This window comes from Oenococcus sp. (assembly GCF_047725585.1).
Taxonomy (GTDB): Bacteria; Bacillota; Bacilli; order Lactobacillales; family Lactobacillaceae; genus Oenococcus; species Oenococcus kitaharae_A.
The window spans coordinates 89,594-108,372 of sequence record NZ_JBDNNF010000005.1; the positions used below are offsets into that span (position 1 = coordinate 89,594).

The following is an 18,779-nucleotide window of genomic DNA, read 5'->3' on the forward strand; positions in this document are numbered from 1 at the left end:
AATTTTTATTTAGGAGTGAAAAATATGTGCGGAATCATTGGATATACAGGCATTAATGAAGCGTTGCCTTTTTTACTAAGTGGGCTGGAAAAGCTTGAATATCGCGGTTATGATTCGGCTGGCGTTTACGTCCATACTGATGATGGCCGGGATATGCTGGTTAAAGAAAAGGGCCGCGTCAAAGATCTGGAAGAGAAGACAAAGAGCTACGATTTAAGCGGAAAATCCGGTATAGCACACACACGCTGGGCGACTCACGGTGAGCCGAGTGTTGCTAATGCACATCCTCACGTTAGTGATGACGGCAGATATTACTTAGTTCATAATGGCGTGATTGAAAACTACAAGGAACTCAAACAAACTTATTTGTCGGGTGTGGTTTTCAAATCTCAGACCGATACAGAGGTTGCAGTACAGCTGGTCGGCAAATTCGCGGCAGAAGGGTTGTCGACATTAGCTGCTTTTCGCAAAATGATTAACCTGTTAAATGATAATTCGTCATATGCTTTTTTGCTGGTTGATACGAAAACACCCGATTTGCTGTACACGGCAAAATCTAAAAGTCCTTTATTGGTTGGTGTTTCGAAGAGCGCAAATGTCGTGACATCAGATGCAACGGCAATGCTAAATCTGACAAAAGATTTTATTGAACTGCAGGATGGCGAAATCGCAATTGTTTCAAAAACAGATGTCAAATTATATAACGAACAAGGCGAATCCTTCACTCGCCAACCTTTCCATTTGAATATTGATCCCCAGGCGGCTGAAAAGGGTGCCTATCCTTTTTTTATGCTAAAAGAGATTGATGAGCAGGCAATCGTGGCACGTCATCTGATTCAGCATTATTTTGTTGATGGCCTGCCCCACATTGATGATGCAATTTTAAATAGTATTAAACAGGCAGATCGGCTATATATCATTGCTGCCGGTACCAGCTATCATGCCGGATTGATTGGCAGGCGCTTCTTTGAAAAATGGGCTGGTATCCCGACTGAAGTTCATATTGCCTCTGAATTTGCTTATGATCATCCTTTGATTTCTCAAAAACCATTCTTCATTTTTATCAGCCAGTCCGGTGAAACTGCTGACAGTATTCAAGTGCTGGAACTGGTTAAAAGGGCGCATTATGCCAGTCTGACTTTGGCTAATGTCATGAATTCGACTTTGACGCGCGATGTGGACTTTGCGCTGCCTTTGTTGGCCGGACCTGAAATTGCTGTGGCTTCGACTAAGGCCTATACTGCTCAGATTATTACTCAAATTATTTTAGCTGCAGCTGTAGCAGGCGGCCATACCGAATTGCAGGGGCAGCTGAGCCGATTAGCTGTTGATATGCAGGCGGTGATTGATGGCAAGGACCATATTAAAGTTTTAGCAGATGATTATTTAGTTAATACCGATCGGGCTTTTTATATTGGACGAGGTGCAGATGCCGATGTAACTTTGGAAGCTGCGTTAAAACTGAAAGAAATATCCTATACTTTAGTTGAGGGTTTTGCAGCCGGAGAGTTAAAGCACGGAACGATTTCCCTGATTGAACATGGTACGCCCGTGATCGGCCTGATTTCGCAATCGAAAATGGCCGGTTTGACGCGGTCTAATCTTGAAGAGACAATAGCTCGCGGTGCGAAAACGATGACGATTGTAACCAAAAATCTCGCTAACGCGACTGATGAAATTGTTTTGCCAGAGTTAACTGGTGAGATGGAAATGTTCGGTCCGATTTTGGAAGCGATTCCAATTCAGCTTTTGGCTTATTACACATCGTTAGGCCGGAAGTTGGATGTTGATCATCCGCGCAACCTAGCAAAATCCGTAACTGTACAGTGAGGATAAATTTATGAAAGTTACTTTCAAGAAAGATTATTTAAAAGGGTTTGTCGATGATTCTGAAGTCGAGCTGTTAAAGCCTGCTGCCGGTCTGGCCCGGGACACGCTATTGGCTCGTAGCGGCGTTGGCAACGAGATGGAAGATTGGCTGACGCTCCCAACAGATTATGATCAAGATGAGTTTGCCAGAATCCTGACAGCTGCAGAAAAAATAAAGTCTGATTCCAAAGTTCTCGTTGTGATCGGGATTGGCGGTTCTTATTTAGGGGCGCGTGCCGTCATTGAATTTTTGAAATCCGAGTTTCATAACGAGCAGGCGGCTAAAGCTGGTTTACCTGAGATTTATTTTGTTGGAACCTCGGCCTCTGGTAGATATATAGATGATGTCATTGATTTGATTGGGGATCGCGATTTTTCCATCAATGTTATTTCTAAGTCAGGTACAACAACCGAGCCTGCGATCGCTTTTCGTGTTTTCAAGGCTTTAATCGAAAAGAAGTATGGTAGGGATGCTGCTGCAAAACGAATTTTTGCGACAACTGACGCACATAAAGGCGCTTTATTGGATGTGGCCAAGGAAAACGGTTATGAACGCTTTGTCGTGCCTGATGGTATTGGCGGACGTTATTCCGTTCTCAGTGCTGTTGGTCTTTTGCCAATTGCTGTTGCCGGGATTGATATCAAAAAATTGATGGATGGCGCCAAATCCGCTCAAGAAGATTTCGCAAAAGATGAAGACATCTTGGCCAAGCCTTCTATTTTGTATGCGATTTACCGTAACATCCTTTATCGCAAGGGCTTTGACGTTGAGACGATCGTTGGTTACGAGCCGCAATTCAGATACTTGTTTGAATGGTGGAAACAATTGATGGCTGAGTCCGAAGGTAAAGACAATAAGGGCATTTATCCAACTTCAGCTATTTTCTCGACTGATCTTCATTCGATCGGTCAGTATATTCAAGATGGCAAGAAGATTCTTTTTGAGACAATTTTGGATATCACAAAGCCAATCAGTGATCGTGTTGTGCCACAAGCTGATGATAATACAGACCATTTGGATTACATTCTGAATAAGCCAATGAAAGATGTGAATGAAGCTGCTTTGACGGCAACAGCTCAGGCACATACTTCGGCTGGTGTTCCCAATATCCTGCTGCAATTGGATGATTTGGACGAGTTTAATTTGGGAAATCTTATCTACTTCTTTGAAGCGGCCGTTGCAGTTTCTGGCTATTTGAATGCTATTAACCCATTTAATCAGCCTGGAGTCGAAGTCTACAAGACGAATATGTTCAGAATTTTGGGCAAACCTGGTTATACCGACTGAGATTTTTGACAAATTTAAAACACCTGGAGGGTGCGATGATTGTTGCTACTACTGAAAATATTGCTGGTTACCAGATTGATGAAACTTTGGGCGAAGTCTTCGGGCTAACTACAAGGAGCAGAAATATTGTTCGGACATTTGGCGCCGGCCTGAAAACGTTAGTTGGCGGTGAGGTCGTAACTTGGACGCAGTTGCAGGACCAAGCGCGCGAAGAATCGATTGGACGTTTAAAAGATAATGCGGCTTCAATGGGTGCAGATGCAGTTACGATGATGCGTTTTGATTCCAATGAGGCCAACGGTATTATGAGCGTTGTCGCCTATGGGACAGCGGTGAAAATGTCAAAATTGTAATTATCAGTAAATTTAATTTGAAAAGGCTCCTAGGATATAGGAGCCATTTTTCTAAGCGCCTTTTTCCGTTTTTGATTATGGTAGCGCTGCACAATCTATTAGCGCGATTTTTCGTAAAAGTTTCTGAATTGTGAGTTTTTACACTATAATAGTAAGAGTATGTAAGGAGGCCAAATGGCAAAATTAACTGTAAAAGACCTTGATTTAAAAGGTAAAAAAGTTCTAATGCGCGTCGATTTTAACGTGCCGATCAAAGATGGTGTAATTGGTAATGACAATCGTGTTGTGGCTGCACTGCCAACAATTAAGTATGTTCTGGAACAGGGCGGTAAGGCTATTTTGTTCAGTCACCTTGGCCGTGTGAAGAAGGCTGAAGATAAGCCTGGACTGAGTTTGGCTCCAGTTGCTAAGCACTTGGGTGATCTGCTTGGGCAGGAAGTTGTTTTTCCTGGAAAAACTGAAGGCAGCGAACTTGAAGATGCTGTTAACGCTTTAAAAGAAGGCCAGGTCCTTATGGTCGAAAATACACGTTACGAAGATGTTGATGCCGATGGCAACTATGTCAAACGCGAATCTGGCAATGCACCTGAGTTAGGTAAATATTGGGCTAGTTTGGGTGATGATTTGTTTATTAATGATGCTTTTGGTACAGCTCACCGTTCACATGCTTCCAATGTTGGTATTGCTTCAAATGTTTCAAAAACGGCTGCAGGTTTCTTAATGGAAAAAGAGATTAAATACCTCGATGTTGCCGTTAATCAGCCAAAGCGTCCTTTTGTAGCTGTTTTGGGCGGTGCCAAGGTTTCAGATAAAATTGAAGTCATCAAGAATTTGCTGGCGAAAGCCGACAAAGTGATTGTTGGCGGCGGCATGAGTTATACTTTCTCAGCTGCCCGCGGGGTTTCCATTGGGAATTCTTTGTTCGAAGCAGATAAGGTTGATTTAGCCAAAGAAATCATGGCAGAGGCTGGCGACAAGCTTGTACTGCCTGAAGATTCTGTTTCCGCTGAAGGTTTTGCTAATGATGTGCCAACCAAGGTATTTGAGAATGGCATTGCAGATGGTTGGATGGGTCTTGATATTGGACCTAAGACGATTAAAAAATTTGAAAACACGTTAAAGGGCGCCAAAACAGTTGTTTGGAATGGGCCTATGGGCGTTTTTGAAATGAGCCACTTTGCAAACGGCACATTGGAATTAGGTAAGTTTATTGGTTCCTTAACTTCTGAGGGGGCAACGACTATTGTCGGTGGTGGTGATTCAACTGCTGCTGTTGCACAGTTGGGTATTGCCGATCAGTTTACTCATATTTCGACTGGTGGTGGTGCTAGCTTGGAATATCTGGAAGGTAAGACACTTCCTGGAATTGCTGCGATTTCAGATAAATAATAATTTAAAACCCGTGCGAGCTATGCTTCACACGGGTTTTTATTTGCCATCATTTTAGTTAAAGAAGAGAATAATGCCGAATAGAGCGGCTAAGAAAAATAATACCGCAATCAGAGTTAAGAAAATAATACCAGGACGGCGCTTTAACTTGTTGGCTAAGGTAATCTCTAGTAAGGCCACAAAAGCGAGCACAATTGCTATTTTTAAAATTGTCATAACTGGTTGCGTGTGGACGGTTCGAAATGCCAATATTAATCCTGTAATGAAGAGCGGCAGATAAATGATTCTGCTGGTCAAAATGGCCGTGTGGTCTTTCTCAAGTGGCAGAATTAGTGAAGCGGTTGCAAAAACTGCAATCGCAAGAGCAGAAAGAATATGAATCCCAAGTATTGTTTGCATCATAATAAGTCAATTCTAACCCTTTATTAGTGACTATTGGCCAAATAAAAAGCATCCGCGAAAAACGGATGCTAAAGCGATGAGAAAATTCTTCAGTTGTTGTTAGGCAAATCTGCTGATATATTTTTCACCGAAGCCGCGGATTTCTCTGCTTTTAAAACGATTTCACCATTCTTATCAAGAATTGCTTTCAAATTATGTGCATCTTGATGATCCAAGTAAAAGTCAGCAACTTTATCCTCGATTTGTTCCTCAACAACACGGCGTAGTGGGCGAGCTCCCATTTCTGGATTATATCCAAGCTCAACTATCTTGTCTTTTGCCGCAGGTTCAACATCAACGTGCAGTTTGTTCTCAGCCAGCATTGCGTTCATATTTGCCAGCATCAAATCGGCAATTTTATTTAACTGCGACTTGCCTAATTCTTTAAATTCAACGATGGCATCGAAACGATTCAAGAATTCTGGCTTGAAGTAGTTCTTCAATTTTTCCACTAATTGGTGTTCGGCGGAGATACTTTGAGTCTCGGCGGCGAAACCAACAGTGTTGTTGCCAACATCGCCCGTTCCGGCGTTGGATGTTGCGATGACAATTGTATCTTTGAAACTAACCACGTGTCCTTGAGAATCAGTCAAGCGGCCATCATCGAGAATCTGCAAAAACATATTCATCACATCTCGATGTGCTTTTTCGATTTCATCCAGCAGAATGAGTGAATAGGGATGGCGACGAACCTGTTCAGTTAATTGTCCAGCTTCTTCGTAACCAACATAACCAGCCGGCGCACCAATTAATTTTGAGATACTCTGAGGTTCCATGTATTCTGACATATCGAAACGAATCATGGCATCGGTCGAGCCAAACATTTCTTTAGCTAGTTGTTTGGCCGTCTCGGTCTTGCCAACGCCAGTTGGTCCAACAAACAAGAAAGAACCAATTGGGCGGCCGGATTTTGTCAAGCCGATTCGATTGCGTCTGACAGCTCTAGCAACGCGTGCGACAGCTTCGTCTTGTCCAATGACATGTGCTTTTAAGTGAGCATCCAAGTCTTTGAGTTGTCCGGCTTCATTCTTTTTAAGATCACCTACCGGAATGTGTGTTTTTTCTTCGATAATTTTTGTGATGTCGCTAACTTGAACACTTGCTGCATTCGCAACATTTTCGGGATTCGCCTCAGCTGCAATCTTCTGCTTTTGTAACGTGTCCACTTGATCACGCCAATAACTAGCTTTCTCGTAATCTTCCTTTTCAATCGCCTGCTGTTTCATTGCTTCGGCATTATTGATTTTCTGTTGAATTTCTTCAGGATTCACAAATTCCAGATGAAGATTTTTTCGCGAACCTGCTTCATCAATTAAATCAATGGCTTTATCTGGCAAAAAACGCTCAGGAATATATCGGTCAGACAAGTCAACGGCAGCCTTGAGAACTTCATCTGAATATTTAACATGATGAAAATCCTCGTATTTAGAGCGCAGGCCCTTTAAAATTTCAAAAGTCTCATCTTTGCTTGGCTCTTCAACCATGACTTCTTGGAAACGACGCGCAATTGCGCCATCTTTTTCGATATTGCGATATTCCTTCAATGTTGTTGCACCGATTAACTGAAATTCACCACGAGCCAAAGCAGGCTTCAAGATGTTTCCGGCGTCCATACCGCCTTCAGCATTTCCGGCACCCATGATTTCGTGAATCTCGTCTATGAATAAGATGATTTCATCGCGAGACTCGACTTCCTTCATTAGTTGCTGCATTCTAGCTTCAAATTGGCCACGCATGCTGGTGCCTTGCACCAAAGAAACCATATCAAGCCGAATGACTTCTTTATTTAGGAGTTTTTCAGGTACTTTCTTTGCCACGATGGCTTCAGCTAAACCTTCAACAACGGAAGTCTTGCCGACACCTGGTTCGCCAATTAGAACCGGATTATTTTTTGTACGACGATTCAAGATCTCTATCAGACGTTCTACTTCTAGATCACGGCCAATCACTGGATCTAATTTGCCCTTGCGGGCTTGATCCGTGATATTGATACCATATTGTTCAAGTAAACCATGTTTCTTATTATTATTGTTCCCGCCGGAATGGCTTGGAGCAGCTGTCGGATTTTGATTTCCGGGCTGCTGCATATTGGCCATTTGGCCATTCAATTGACGAAAAATATCATCCACGTTCATGTTTCCAAAAACGAAGGGATTTTCATTGTAATCAGCCATTTTTCCTCCGTCTAATAAAGGTTGATTTTCAAACATTTTTTGATTCTAAATGTTTGACCTTTATTGACCTTTGCAATAAATTATACACCATCATTTTTAATAGTCAATAAAGGTCAGAGTGTGTCGAACGAGCGGTAGTTCTACTTTTATCTTGGTTTCAGTTATAATTCAATCAAGATGAAAAAGTTTTTTATTTTTCTCGGACTGCTGCTGATTATTGCTTCTGGTGTGTACTTATATGCTAATTATTTGACACGATCCCGGTCCGATAGGTTTCAACAATTACAGTCTCAAGCAAGGCGAGACGTGACTAACGCGCGGTATCCGGAAGCGAAGCGGGCATTAACGGATTCACTGGATTTTGTGGTTAAACAGGCGCCAATAGAAAAACGCATTAGGCAGATTAGCAGTTTTCAATTGGGTTTGAATTTTTTGCGTGTTCAAAATTATAGTGATGCAATTACCACTTTTCAAAAGGTTGCGTCATATCGAAACGGTTATCAGGTTCTGGCTGATCGGTCCAATGACAATATCAAGCAGGCTAACGTGGCCATTGATAAGCAAAAAGCAGCCGCCGCGGCAGCTGAGCAGGCTCAAAAAGATGCAGCCGCCGCTGTATCATCAGCGGCTGCAAGCAGCGAAGCAGCCGCTAAAGCAGCCGCCGCCAATATCTGGACACGTCAGTATACGGATCCGGCAAGCATCCCAACCGTTGTTGTCGATCAGGCTCGTAAAAATCTCCAAGCAGCGGGTGCTGATATGACTGGTATGTCAGATGAAAATATTCGGAAGCTGATTGTCGCCGCTGCTGGCAAACATGAAAATATCGTTACTTATGTTAAGGAGAATCAAGACAAGAAGAAATGACTACTGATTTTAAGAACAAGTTAGAAGCTCTACGAAAAGGCGAGATCGACGAGTTTGAGGTTGATCGTAATACTTTTTCAGATTTTTATAAAATCTGGAATGTTTATAATTATCAATCCGGTGTCAAAGGTTTTGCACAAAAAGGCGGAAAAGTTATTTATCGGCGCAAAGAAAAGGTAAAATAATGTCAGAGCGTTTTTAAAGCTTTGTTCTGAACTTGGTCTGGAGAGCTTTCGTGTAAGCGCTTGCATATTATAAGATTACTGATAGACTTAGAATAGAGGATATGGAGGAATTATGGTTTCAAAAGAATTTACGATTACCGCTGATTCAGGCTTACACGCACGCCCAGCGACGATGCTTGTTCAAAAGGCTTCTGAGTTTGATTCAAAGTTGACCCTGAAATATGATGGCAAAGAAGTTAACTTGAAGTCCATCATGGGTGTGATGAGTTTGGGTGCCGGCAAGGGTGCTAAGATCGAAATCGTTGCAGAAGGCGGCGATGATCAGGCTGCACTTGATGGTGTTGAAGGTACACTCAAGAGCGAATCTTTAATTTAAGATCCTATCTTTGCTAGCAGCGCTTTGGCGCTGTTTTTTATTTTTCGGTTAACAGATAATTCTGTAGAAAGATGATCTTTTAGGGGCGAATATAAAAAGCGCTAAGGAAACGGCCTTAACGCTTTTTATGATTTTAATTCACTTTTTTCAATAGGGAAGCCGCAGCTGGATCTAAAATAACGATCACATTGGGGTGTTTTTGCAAGATTGAAGCTGGAACCGCTTCAGTTACCGGGCCTTGAATAAAGTCCTTCACGGCTTTGGCTTTATTTTGGCCATATGCTGCGATTAAAATCTCTTTCGCTCGCAAAATTGATGCTATACCCATAGAGATAGCTTGCTTGGGGACTTGATCTTCCGATTCGAAGAATCGAGAATTTGCGCGAATCGTGTTTTCTGTCAAATTGACGATATGTGTTTTGGAAGCAAAGGAAGTTCCTGGTTCGTTGAAACCAATATGGCCGTTTTGTCCTAAGCCTAATAACTGTAAATCAATTGGATTTTCATTGATAATTTCATCGTAGCGTTCGATCTCGGATTTTAGGTCAACAGCTTCGCCATTAGGAACAAATGAATGAGCGAAGGGCTTCTTGCCAAAAAGGTGTTCGCGCATAAAATAGTGGTAACTTTCCGGATGATTTGAAGATATACCGACATATTCGTCCAAATTGATCGAAACAGCTTTTGAAAAATCAAGATTTGATTCCGATATTGCTTTGTAAATACTGATTGGGGTTGAACCTGTAGCTAGCCCAAAGCTTTTCGCACCATTTAAAAGAGCTTCTTTAAATAACTGAAGGCCAATTTCGCCACCCTCTGCTTGTGACTGAACTAATTTAATTTCCATTATTTGATCACCTCGACTTTTAAATTATAACTTTTAGTTTTGTCAAGTTCAAGATGTTAATTGGTATATGAATTGGTATATTAGCGATTGTTTAATGAACTTTCACAGGTCAAAAGTAGATGACATTTGTTCTTGCTGATAAAACTTCTGTGGTAAACGAGATTCTTTCCTGAGCTATATAATAAAAAGCGACATGAGATTTGTCCGTTATATTAACAAATATTTGTACCAATGTGATGAATGAGTTGACTGAATAAATATTTTTTGCTAACTAGATAAGGAGATTACCATTGACGATTAAATTAGTTGCACTAGATTTGGATAATACGTTATTAAACGGACAGAGTCGTATCAGCCCGAGAAATGAGCGTGTTTTAAAACAATTACACGCAAACGGAATGAAAGTTGTCTTGACAACTGGGCGGCCTATCAAGGGAATATTACCATTTATTAAACAATTAGAGCTGACGGATGATCAAGATTATTCGATTAATTTTAATGGTGGGTTAGTTGAACGAAATTCTGATCGGAAGGTGATTTTCAGTCGTTATATTACGAAGGATGATATTCGTCCCATTAATCAGTTAGCACAGGAAATGCGTTTTCCCTTAGATGGCATTACGATTGATCGTGCATTTTCTGTCATTGATATCAGAAAGTCGGGTTATCAGTCCTTTATAGGAGATTTGATGCCTTTTACCGATGTCACATTTGCTGCTTTGCCAGAGAAGAAATTTTTCAAATTTGTCAGTCAGACCGACGCCGCACAAGTGCAAGCGATTCAGAACGCGACTCAAAGTAATTTAGATCTGACTATTGTTAAAAGCCGGCCTAATTTGCTTGAATTTCTGCCGAATGGTGTGAATAAGAGCCTTGGTTTAGGAAAATTGTTGGATCATTTTGGTTGGACCTTTGAAAATGTGATGTCTTTTGGGGATGAAGAAAACGATTTGCCAATGATCAAGGCTGCCGGTGTGGGAGTCGCGATGGAAAATGCAATTCCTTCTGTTAAAGCTGTTTCTAATGCTACGACCAAAAATAATTTGGAAGATGGTGTGGCAGTGTTTCTGGAACATTATTTTAATTTATGATGCAGTTGGCAGTACACCGTTCAAACATTCCGATTATTTAACTGCAATTAATGAAAACGGTTACGTTACAAATGTTAAACTAATAGTTGATGAGATTCATGGTGATGACTTGACTGGTTTGTCGGCATTTGTCTGATGTATTTGAATCATACCTAGTCAAACAAGCCATTTGTGAAAGTAGGACAGGTCTCATGTTAATAGTTGGGGGTAACAATGACTGAAACAGAGAAATTAAGTGGTATTGCCGCATCAGATGGTGTTGGGATTGCGAAAAGTTATTTGTTGGTTGATCCAGATTTAGCTTTTCCCTACAATCAGACGATCACCGACGTGGAGGCTGAACAGGCGCGGTTGAGTCGAGCACTGGACGCTTCTAAAAGTGATTTGGAAAAGATTAAAAACAAGGCTGAAGAGACTTTAGGCAAAGAGGAAGCTGAGGTTTTTGAGGCGCATATTACGATGCTTTCTGATCCTGAACTGGTATCGGCAATTAAAGGTCAAATTCACGATAAAAAGATTAACGCGGAATCTGCTTTAAAAAATGTGACTGATAGTTATATCGCGACTTTTGAGGCTATGACTGATAATGCCTATATGCAGGAACGCGCAGCTGATATTCGAGATATTGCAAAAAGAGTGACAAGCCACCTTTTGGGTGTTGAATTACCAAACCCAGCCTTGATCGATGACGATGTGATTGTCGTTGCACATGATTTGACGCCTTCCGATACCGCTCAGTTGGACCCAAAATTCGTTAAGGGCATCGTAACTGATCTTGGTGGTCGCACAGCCCATGCTTCGATTATGGCGCGTTCTTTGGAAATTCCGGCCGTTGTTGGTACTGGTAACGCGATTGCTGAAATCGCGAATCACGTTAATTTAATTGTTGATGGCGACGCCGGCCAGGTCTTAATTTCTCCCAATGAAGACGAAGAAGTTGCTTACGCAAAAAAAGTTGGTGAATATTTTGCCAGAAAGCGTGAGCAGGCACAACTCCGCGATGAGAGAACCGCTTCAGCTGATGGTGTTCATTTTGACATATCAGCTAATATCGGTTCTCCTAAAGACCTAGATGCAGTTGTTGCTAATGGTGCCGAAGGTATCGGCCTATTTCGAACAGAATTCTTATTTATTGATTCAGACCATCTTCCAACAGAAGACGAGCAGTTTGAATCCTATAAAGCTGCTTTACAGGCTTTGAAAGGCAAACCAGTAACGGTTCGGACGATGGATATTGGCGGTGATAAACAGTTGAGCTACTGGAAACTGCCAAAGGAAGCCAACCCATTTCTAGGTTATCGTGCTATTCGAATTTCTCTGAAACAAGATAATATTTTTCGGACACAATTGAGGGCTCTGTTACGGGCTTCTGTTTACGGGGATTTGTGGATCATGTTTCCAATGATTGCCACCCTCCAAGAATTCCGTGCTGCGAAGAAAATATATGAAGAGGAACGGTCGAAGCTTATTGAGGCGGGCACCAAAATTTCGGATCATATCAAATTAGGCATTATGGTTGAGATTCCTGCCTCAGCTGTTTTAGCTGATAAATTTGCTAAAGAGGTTGATTTCTTCTCAATTGGCACCAACGATCTGATTCAATATACGATGGCTGCCGACCGTGGCAATGATAGTGTTTCTTATTTGTATCAGCCCTACAATCCATCTATTTTGCGCTTGATTCACAATGTGATTGATGCAGCACATCATGAAGGCAAATTCGTTGCCATGTGCGGTGAAATGGCCGGCGACCCAATCGCAGTACCAATCTTGGCCGGACTAGGACTGGATGAATTCTCCATGTCCGCTTCGTCTGTACTGCCGACGCGGTCATTGATCAAGCATTTAAAGGTTTCCGATTTGAAGACACTGGCAAAAACAGCATTGGATCAAGACAGTAATCAGCAAGTTATTGATTTAGTCAAGAGTTCAACGAAATAATACTTGTTAAAAAGGCCGCTAGGTCTTTTTTTGTCATACCAGTATAATGTAGACATGAATATAGGACTTTTTACTGATACTTATTTTCCTCAGGTGTCCGGTGTTAGTACCAGCACGCAGATTTTAGCTCAGCAGCTGGAAGCCCAAGGCAACAACGTGTACATCTTTACCACCACCGATCCTAAGGTCAAAAGATCCCAGTATGGCCGAGGCCCGGAGAAAAATATTTATCGTTTCTCATCTATTCCATATACAGGATTTAAAGATCGCCGAATCACTTTTCGAGGTTTTTTTGAAGCGATTGAAATTGCCAGAACGCTCCGTTTGGATATTGTTCACACACAAACAGAATTCAGTCTTGGTTTAATGGGTAGAATTACGGCTCGAGAATTAAAAATCCCGCTTGTTCACACTTATCATACGATGTATCAGGACTACACGCATTACGTGATGAATGGCCGTCTCATCAAAGCTGGAGGCGTCGAGGTCATTATTCGAGCATTTCTCAAATCTGTTAATGGCGTGATCGCACCAAGTCAGCGAGTCTATGATACCTTGCGTGGATATGGTGTGTCAGCCCCGATGCCGATCATTCCGACTGGCGTCAGTTTCCCTAAAAACCAACTGGACCGATCTGCTGAGTTGCGCAAAGAACTAGGTATTAGGCCCAAACAGCCGGTCATTTTATCCCTGGGCCGAGTTGCTTTTGAAAAAAATTTAGAGGAACTCATCAATATATTGCCGGATGTTATTGACCGTTTTCATAATGTTATTTTGGTTGTTGCCGGGGACGGGCCGGCTCGCGAAGAATTGACAGAACATGCTAAAGCACTTGGGCTTGCCAAACATGTTAAATTTGTCGGCATGGTTGACCACAAAAATGTTTATTCATATTACCGAATGGCCGATGTTTTTGCCAGCCCGTCAACTTCTGAATCACAAGGCTTAACCTTTATTGAGGCAGTCAATGCTAATCGGCCTTTTGTCGCTATGCCAAATCTCTATCTGCAGCAGATTACAAAATCCAAGATGATTGGCACGATCGTTGAGAATAATGAGGAGATGGCTCAAGCAATCGAATATTATCTGGCAGATGCAAAGAATAAAAATAAGGATCACGATTGTCAAGAGGTATTGCGAGAAGTTGGGGCTGAAAAATTTGGCGAAGATGTTTTGCATTTTTACACGCAGGTCATTGCTGAGTACCGGCCGCCGCACGCTAAGGACACAGATGAACCAACTGATGATGAGATTGGTTATGCACGCCAATTATTGGGTCGTTTGCCCTTGCCTAAAGTGGCGAAACGCAGAATTTTGAAGGGCAAAAAAGAAGTCGACAGCAATAAATAGTAGAATTAACAGAATGAAAGTTTTGCAGTATTTTGAAAACCCGGGACTTATTAGCCGGTCTGGTATCGGACACGCACAGAGATTACAGCAAGAGGAACTGTCTTATACAGATGTTGTTCTTGATACAAACCCTTTTTCTAAGGACTATGATTTGATTGATGTCAACACCTATGGGCCCAAGTCAGCAGCGATGGTGGCAAAAGCGCGTTTGCAGAGTAAAACAATTGTTTATCATGCTCATTCGACCTATGAAGATTTTCGAAATTCTTTTATCGGTTCTAATTTAATTGCCAAACCCTTTAAAAAGTATTTAGTTAATGCCTACAAACAGGCTGATCTGATTATTACGCCTACGCCCTATGCTAAATCGCTTCTACGAGGATATGGCCTGACACAACCGATTATTCCGATATCAAATGGTGTAAAGGTAGCTTCCTACCGAAAGAACCAAGCCAAAATTACTAAATTTCGTCAATTTTTAAACCTAGAGCCCAAGGACACTCGCAAAATAATCATTTCAGTTGGTCTCTATTTTGAAAGAAAAGGGATTGCAGATTTTGTTGAGTTGGCCAGGCGGAATCCGGATTATCTATTTGTTTGGTTTGGTTATACAGATTTACGCATTATTCCCCGAAAAATTCGTAATATTATTCGAAACGATCATCCGGAAAATTGTCTTTTTGCTGGGTATATCACAGGCGATGTATTACAAGGCGCCTATTCAGGCGCGGATTTATTCTTATATCCAAGTTTTGAAGAAACAGAAGGTATTGTTGTCCTTGAGGCCCTGGCAAGTTCACAGAAAGTTCTAGTTAGAGATATTCCGGTATATGCTGATTGGCTCAAAGATGGTGTGAATTGTTACAAAGCGCAGAATTTGGATGATTTTGACGATAAATTGCATCTTATTTTATCCGGCCAGGTGAAAGACGTTTCTAAGGCAGGCCATCGTGTAGCACTAGCACGTGACATCAGTAAGATCGGCCAAGAGCTGAGAAATGCGTACGAACAGGCCTTAACACTGCCTAGTAAGGAGAGCAAATGACAACGAGACAACGGATTTTTTGGATTTTATTTACTCTCTTCATCGGTGCGGTTGTTTTTATTTACAGCTTTCATCAGGTTAATTTAAAGCAATTTTGCCAGCAAATTTCCAAAACGAATTATGGCTGGCTACTATTTGCTTTTGTATTAGTCATTTTCTATTACTTGACTATGGCTTGGATCCTAAAAGTTTTAATTGCTCCTCACAAGGCGAGCCTTTGGGGAATTATGCGCACGCCATGGATGGAACAATTTGGGAATGGTATCACACCTTTTTCCGTTGGCGGCCAGCCAATGCAAATCTTGGGTCTGCGCCAAGCGGGTATCTCAGTTGGGGAAGGGACCTCTGTATCACTGATGAAGTTTGTGATTTATCAGGGAATGATTGTCGTAGCTTTCTTGATTTGCCTGCTTTTTGGTTATCAATATGTTGCCAATCATATGTTATCAATGACAAGCCTAGTTATTTTTGGCATTGCTATTCATGTATTGGTTCTCTTGGGCCTCATTTTTATTATGTTTTTTCCGCCGATAACAGAAAAAATAGCCAATCTTGTTTTGGCACCTTTTCATTGGTTTCTTTCTGAACAACAAACAGCTGATATTGCCAAGAAACTGGATCAGCGAATTTTAGAATTTCACGAAGTATCTAACAAATTAGCTAAAAATCCAAGAAAATTGTTTGCCGCTTCACTGTTGACCTTGCTGCAACTGTTTATATACTATGCAATTCCTTACTTTATTTTGTTAGCCGTAGGTGCCCATAATGCTGATTTTATTTTCATAGTGGCGCTAAATGTTATCCTAACTTTGGCAATATCGATTTTTCCGGTTCCTGGGGGTAGCGGCGGCGCTGAAATTGGCTTTTCGTTGCTGTTCTCGAGTTTTTTAGCCAATCATACTGTGACAATTTTTGCGATGCTGATTTGGCGGATTCTGACCTACTATTTCGGTATTTTTGCTGGATTGATAGCGTATAATTTAGTACCGAGTCATTACGATGGAAAAAATAATGTCGAAAACTGAATCCGAAATTCTACCAATTATCAATCGTTTGGAAGCAATGGTTAAGGATGAAAGCAAACGTATCCAGGTTCGAAATTTTGACTTGTATGGATTGAATTTGGCGCGTGTAACCTTTGATCATGAGACTCGAATATTTACTTTGAAGGAATTTCGTGGCAACCAGCTTTTCGAATTTGATAATATTGATTTAGCCGCAATTGATATTTATGAGACACTTCGTGATTTGAAATTGACTTTTTAATGATTAAACAGTTACTGATTAAAACTAAATATTTTTTTTCTAAGCGACAGATTAGGCCTTTGGTTGCGTTTTTTTTGATAAATCTTTTTTTTATTGAACTTAAGACTGTGATCGAGTATTTTATTAGTTTCAACTTAGGTATTAAAGGTATGATGCAACTGCTGATTGCTTTGCTTAATCCGCTTCCAACGGCCATTATTCTGCTCAGCCTTGCTTTATATTTTCGTGGTTATCTGGCTTATTGGATTATGATCATTATGAATTTGATTCAGACGATCTGGCTTTTTGCCAATATGCTGTATTATCGAGAATTTAGTGATTTTCTTTCATTATCGATTATGTCCTCCGGGTCATCAGTTGGCGAAAATTTGAGTAAGTCTATTGCTGGGATCGTCCATCTTAGTGATTTCTTGGTCTTCTTAGATATTTTGGTATTAATTCTGCTACTGTTTTTTCGCCAAATTGTTTCTGATAAAAAAGGTTTGCGTAGGCGGTTTGCCGTTTTAACCTCAACACTTGGCTTTGTCTTGGTGTTTTTGGTTTTTGGTCTTGCAAGTGCCAATCGATCAGGTTTGTTGACACGATCTTTTGACAATAACTATATTGTGAAATATCTAGGTTTGAATGAGTACGCAGCATTTAATGCCCTGCAGACCCATAACCAAGCGGTAAGTAGAGAAAGGGCTAATGCATCGGAGCTCAAGCCGATTGTTAAATGGATTAACAAGCATCGTTCGCCAGTCAATGTTAAATATTTTGGCATTGATAAGGGCCGTAATGTCATTGTTTTCCATCTTGAGTCTTTTCAGCAGTTTTTAATTGATTATCGTGTGAATGGTAGGGAAGTCACACCGAATTTAAATAAATTTTTCCATGATCAGCACACGCTTTCGTTTGATAACTTTTACAATCAGGTTGGCCAAGGGAAAACCTCGGATGCCGAAACGATGCTTGATAATTCACTTTTTGGTTTGCCATCTGGTTCAGCCATGGTGAAATATGGTACCAGTAATGTTTTTCAAGCGGCTCCAGCAATTTTAAATCAAATGGGTTATACGACAGCGGCTTTTCACGGTGACGTACCAACTTTTTGGAACCGAAATAATACATATAAATCTTGGGGATACAATTATTTTTTCAGTAAGCAATTTTACCCGCAATCAACGAAATCTCAGAATAATGTTGGATATGGTATGCTGGATAAAATATTTTTACGCGACTCGGCTAGGTATATTCAACAGTTGCCACAACCTTTCTATGCAAAAATAATTACCGTTACCAATCATTATCCTTATGAAACTAATAAAGAAATTGCTAATCAATTTCCCGCTACAACCACAGGGGATAGAACAGTGGATCACTATGTCCAGACGGCTCATTATTTAGATTCGGCCTTTGGTGAATTTATGGACTGGTTAAAGGCAACGGGTTTGTACAATAATAGTCTCATTTACGTCTATGGGGATCATTATGGTATCTCAGAAAACCATCAGCCAGCTATTGGACAGCTTCTCCAAAAAGACCGGATTACCAATTACGATCTCGCACAATTTCAAAAGGTACCGTTTATGATTCATGCCAGTAATTTACCCGGTGGAATCAATCATACTTATGGCGGTGAAATTGATGTGCTGCCGACATTGTTTGATCTCCTCGGCGTTCCTAACGACGGCACCGTTCAATTCGGAGATGACCTGTTGTCGGACCAAAATCGCCAAGTTGTCAGTTTTAGAAACGGTGATTTCGTTACCCCCACTGTCATTAAGATGAATGGCACTTATTGGCGGACCGATAATGGACGAGCAATTAGTTACAAGAGTGCGTCTAAAAAGACCAAACGATTTATTGATCAGACTCAAAATTTCGTTGATCAGCAATTGGCATACTCTGACCAAGTTGTTTCCGGCGACTTGTTACGTTTTGACAAGCAAAATAATTTTAAAAAAGTTGATAAAAAAAGTTACGACTATACACTTGGCACTAGCTTAGCATCCTTGAAGCGAGCACAAATCACTAATCCTAGTTCATTACGTACCAAAAACGGCGGAAAATCACTTTTGAAATTGTATAAAAGTTCTGAAGTCATGCTTTGGTCTCCTTCCAAAATTAAAAAATATTTCCAAAAACTGGAGGAGGAAAAAACAACATCTCAAGAGAGTGACGCTAATAGTAGTTCCTCAGCTTCGGTGCAACCTGCATCATCCAGTAGTAGTTCCTCAGCCCCTGCCAAGTAACACCCTTCCTTCCCCCGTTTTTCAGCCTTTTGACTCGCTGAGAAGCGGGTTTTTTATTTTTTT

General features: G+C 41.1%; 17 protein-coding genes. 14 read left to right on the forward strand and 3 right to left on the reverse strand.

The window, feature by feature from the left end; translation table 11 throughout:
• Positions 1-24: 24 nt before the first annotated feature.
• The 4 genes from glmS to ABF487_RS07375 all read left to right on the forward strand — a co-directional run bounded on the left by glmS (position 25) and on the right by ABF487_RS07375 (position 4,899).
• A complete protein-coding gene (glmS, locus tag ABF487_RS07360) occupies positions 25-1,830 on the forward strand; it encodes a glutamine--fructose-6-phosphate transaminase (isomerizing) (RefSeq protein WP_415624811.1) in 1,806 nt (601 codons plus the stop codon).
• Between the two features lie 10 nt (positions 1,831-1,840).
• Positions 1,841-3,157, forward strand: a complete 1,317-nt coding sequence (locus ABF487_RS07365; protein WP_415634927.1) for a glucose-6-phosphate isomerase — start codon at positions 1,841-1,843, stop codon at positions 3,155-3,157.
• A gap of 35 nt (positions 3,158-3,192) precedes the next feature.
• The gene (locus ABF487_RS07370; RefSeq protein ID WP_415624808.1) at positions 3,193-3,510 is read left to right on the forward strand and encodes a heavy metal-binding domain-containing protein; all 318 of its coding nucleotides are present in this window, start codon (positions 3,193-3,195) and stop codon (positions 3,508-3,510) included.
• Between the two features lie 174 nt (positions 3,511-3,684).
• Positions 3,685-4,899: a phosphoglycerate kinase gene (locus tag ABF487_RS07375; RefSeq protein ID WP_415634928.1), complete on the forward strand. Its 1,215-nt coding sequence runs from the start codon at positions 3,685-3,687 to the stop codon at positions 4,897-4,899.
• Positions 4,900-4,953: 54 nt separating this feature from the next.
• Here ABF487_RS07375 and ABF487_RS07380 read toward each other — a convergent pair whose 3' ends face one another.
• Together ABF487_RS07380 and ABF487_RS07385 are read right to left on the reverse strand one after the other, a co-directional pair.
• Complete coding sequence (locus tag ABF487_RS07380) at positions 4,954-5,301, reverse strand: DUF1516 family protein (RefSeq protein ID WP_415634929.1); 348 nt, start codon at positions 5,299-5,301, stop codon at positions 4,954-4,956.
• An 89-nt stretch (positions 5,302-5,390) separates the two neighbouring features.
• A complete protein-coding gene (locus ABF487_RS07385) occupies positions 5,391-7,514 on the reverse strand; it encodes an ATP-dependent Clp protease ATP-binding subunit (protein WP_415634932.1) in 2,124 nt (707 codons plus the stop codon).
• 177 nt (positions 7,515-7,691) lie between these two features.
• Between ABF487_RS07385 and ABF487_RS07390 the strand changes: the two genes are divergently transcribed.
• The 3 genes from ABF487_RS07390 to ABF487_RS07400 all read left to right on the forward strand — a co-directional run bounded on the left by ABF487_RS07390 (position 7,692) and on the right by ABF487_RS07400 (position 8,942).
• Positions 7,692-8,381: a hypothetical protein gene (locus ABF487_RS07390; protein ID WP_263780034.1), complete on the forward strand. Its 690-nt coding sequence runs from the start codon at positions 7,692-7,694 to the stop codon at positions 8,379-8,381.
• Positions 8,378-8,566 carry a hypothetical protein gene (locus tag ABF487_RS07395; protein ID WP_263780035.1) on the forward strand — a complete coding sequence of 63 codons (189 nt, stop codon included), beginning with the start codon at positions 8,378-8,380 and terminating at the stop codon, positions 8,564-8,566. Before ABF487_RS07390 ends, ABF487_RS07395 begins: the two co-directional genes overlap by 4 nt.
• A gap of 112 nt (positions 8,567-8,678) precedes the next feature.
• Positions 8,679-8,942, forward strand: a complete 264-nt coding sequence (locus ABF487_RS07400; RefSeq protein WP_007745935.1) for a phosphocarrier protein HPr — start codon at positions 8,679-8,681, stop codon at positions 8,940-8,942.
• A 133-nt stretch (positions 8,943-9,075) separates the two neighbouring features.
• Here the strand turns inward: ABF487_RS07400 and nagB are convergent, their stop codons facing one another.
• On the reverse strand, positions 9,076-9,789 hold the full coding sequence (nagB, locus tag ABF487_RS07405) for a glucosamine-6-phosphate deaminase (protein ID WP_415624804.1): 714 nt from the start codon (positions 9,787-9,789) through the stop codon (positions 9,076-9,078).
• A 290-nt stretch (positions 9,790-10,079) separates the two neighbouring features.
• Here nagB and ABF487_RS07410 point away from each other — a divergent pair, with 290 nt between their 5' ends.
• The 7 genes from ABF487_RS07410 to ABF487_RS07440 all read left to right on the forward strand — a co-directional run bounded on the left by ABF487_RS07410 (position 10,080) and on the right by ABF487_RS07440 (position 18,716).
• The gene (locus tag ABF487_RS07410) at positions 10,080-10,880 is read left to right on the forward strand and encodes a Cof-type HAD-IIB family hydrolase (protein WP_415634930.1); all 801 of its coding nucleotides are present in this window, start codon (positions 10,080-10,082) and stop codon (positions 10,878-10,880) included.
• Positions 10,881-11,093: 213 nt separating this feature from the next.
• A complete protein-coding gene (ptsP, locus tag ABF487_RS07415) occupies positions 11,094-12,821 on the forward strand; it encodes a phosphoenolpyruvate--protein phosphotransferase (RefSeq protein WP_263780038.1) in 1,728 nt (575 codons plus the stop codon).
• A 54-nt stretch (positions 12,822-12,875) separates the two neighbouring features.
• Positions 12,876-14,171 carry a glycosyltransferase gene (locus ABF487_RS07420; protein ID WP_263780039.1) on the forward strand — a complete coding sequence of 432 codons (1,296 nt, stop codon included), beginning with the start codon at positions 12,876-12,878 and terminating at the stop codon, positions 14,169-14,171.
• A 13-nt stretch (positions 14,172-14,184) separates the two neighbouring features.
• Positions 14,185-15,216 carry a glycosyltransferase gene (locus ABF487_RS07425; RefSeq protein WP_415634931.1) on the forward strand — a complete coding sequence of 344 codons (1,032 nt, stop codon included), beginning with the start codon at positions 14,185-14,187 and terminating at the stop codon, positions 15,214-15,216.
• The gene (locus tag ABF487_RS07430; protein WP_415624800.1) at positions 15,213-16,241 is read left to right on the forward strand and encodes a lysylphosphatidylglycerol synthase transmembrane domain-containing protein; all 1,029 of its coding nucleotides are present in this window, start codon (positions 15,213-15,215) and stop codon (positions 16,239-16,241) included. The genes ABF487_RS07425 and ABF487_RS07430 overlap by 4 nt, the downstream gene beginning before the upstream one ends.
• Complete coding sequence (locus tag ABF487_RS07435) at positions 16,228-16,482, forward strand: YkuJ family protein (protein ID WP_263780042.1); 255 nt, start codon at positions 16,228-16,230, stop codon at positions 16,480-16,482. The genes ABF487_RS07430 and ABF487_RS07435 overlap by 14 nt, the downstream gene beginning before the upstream one ends.
• Complete coding sequence (locus ABF487_RS07440) at positions 16,482-18,716, forward strand: LTA synthase family protein (protein ID WP_415626175.1); 2,235 nt, start codon at positions 16,482-16,484, stop codon at positions 18,714-18,716. The genes ABF487_RS07435 and ABF487_RS07440 overlap by 1 nt, the downstream gene beginning before the upstream one ends.
• Positions 18,717-18,779 lie beyond the last annotated feature (63 nt).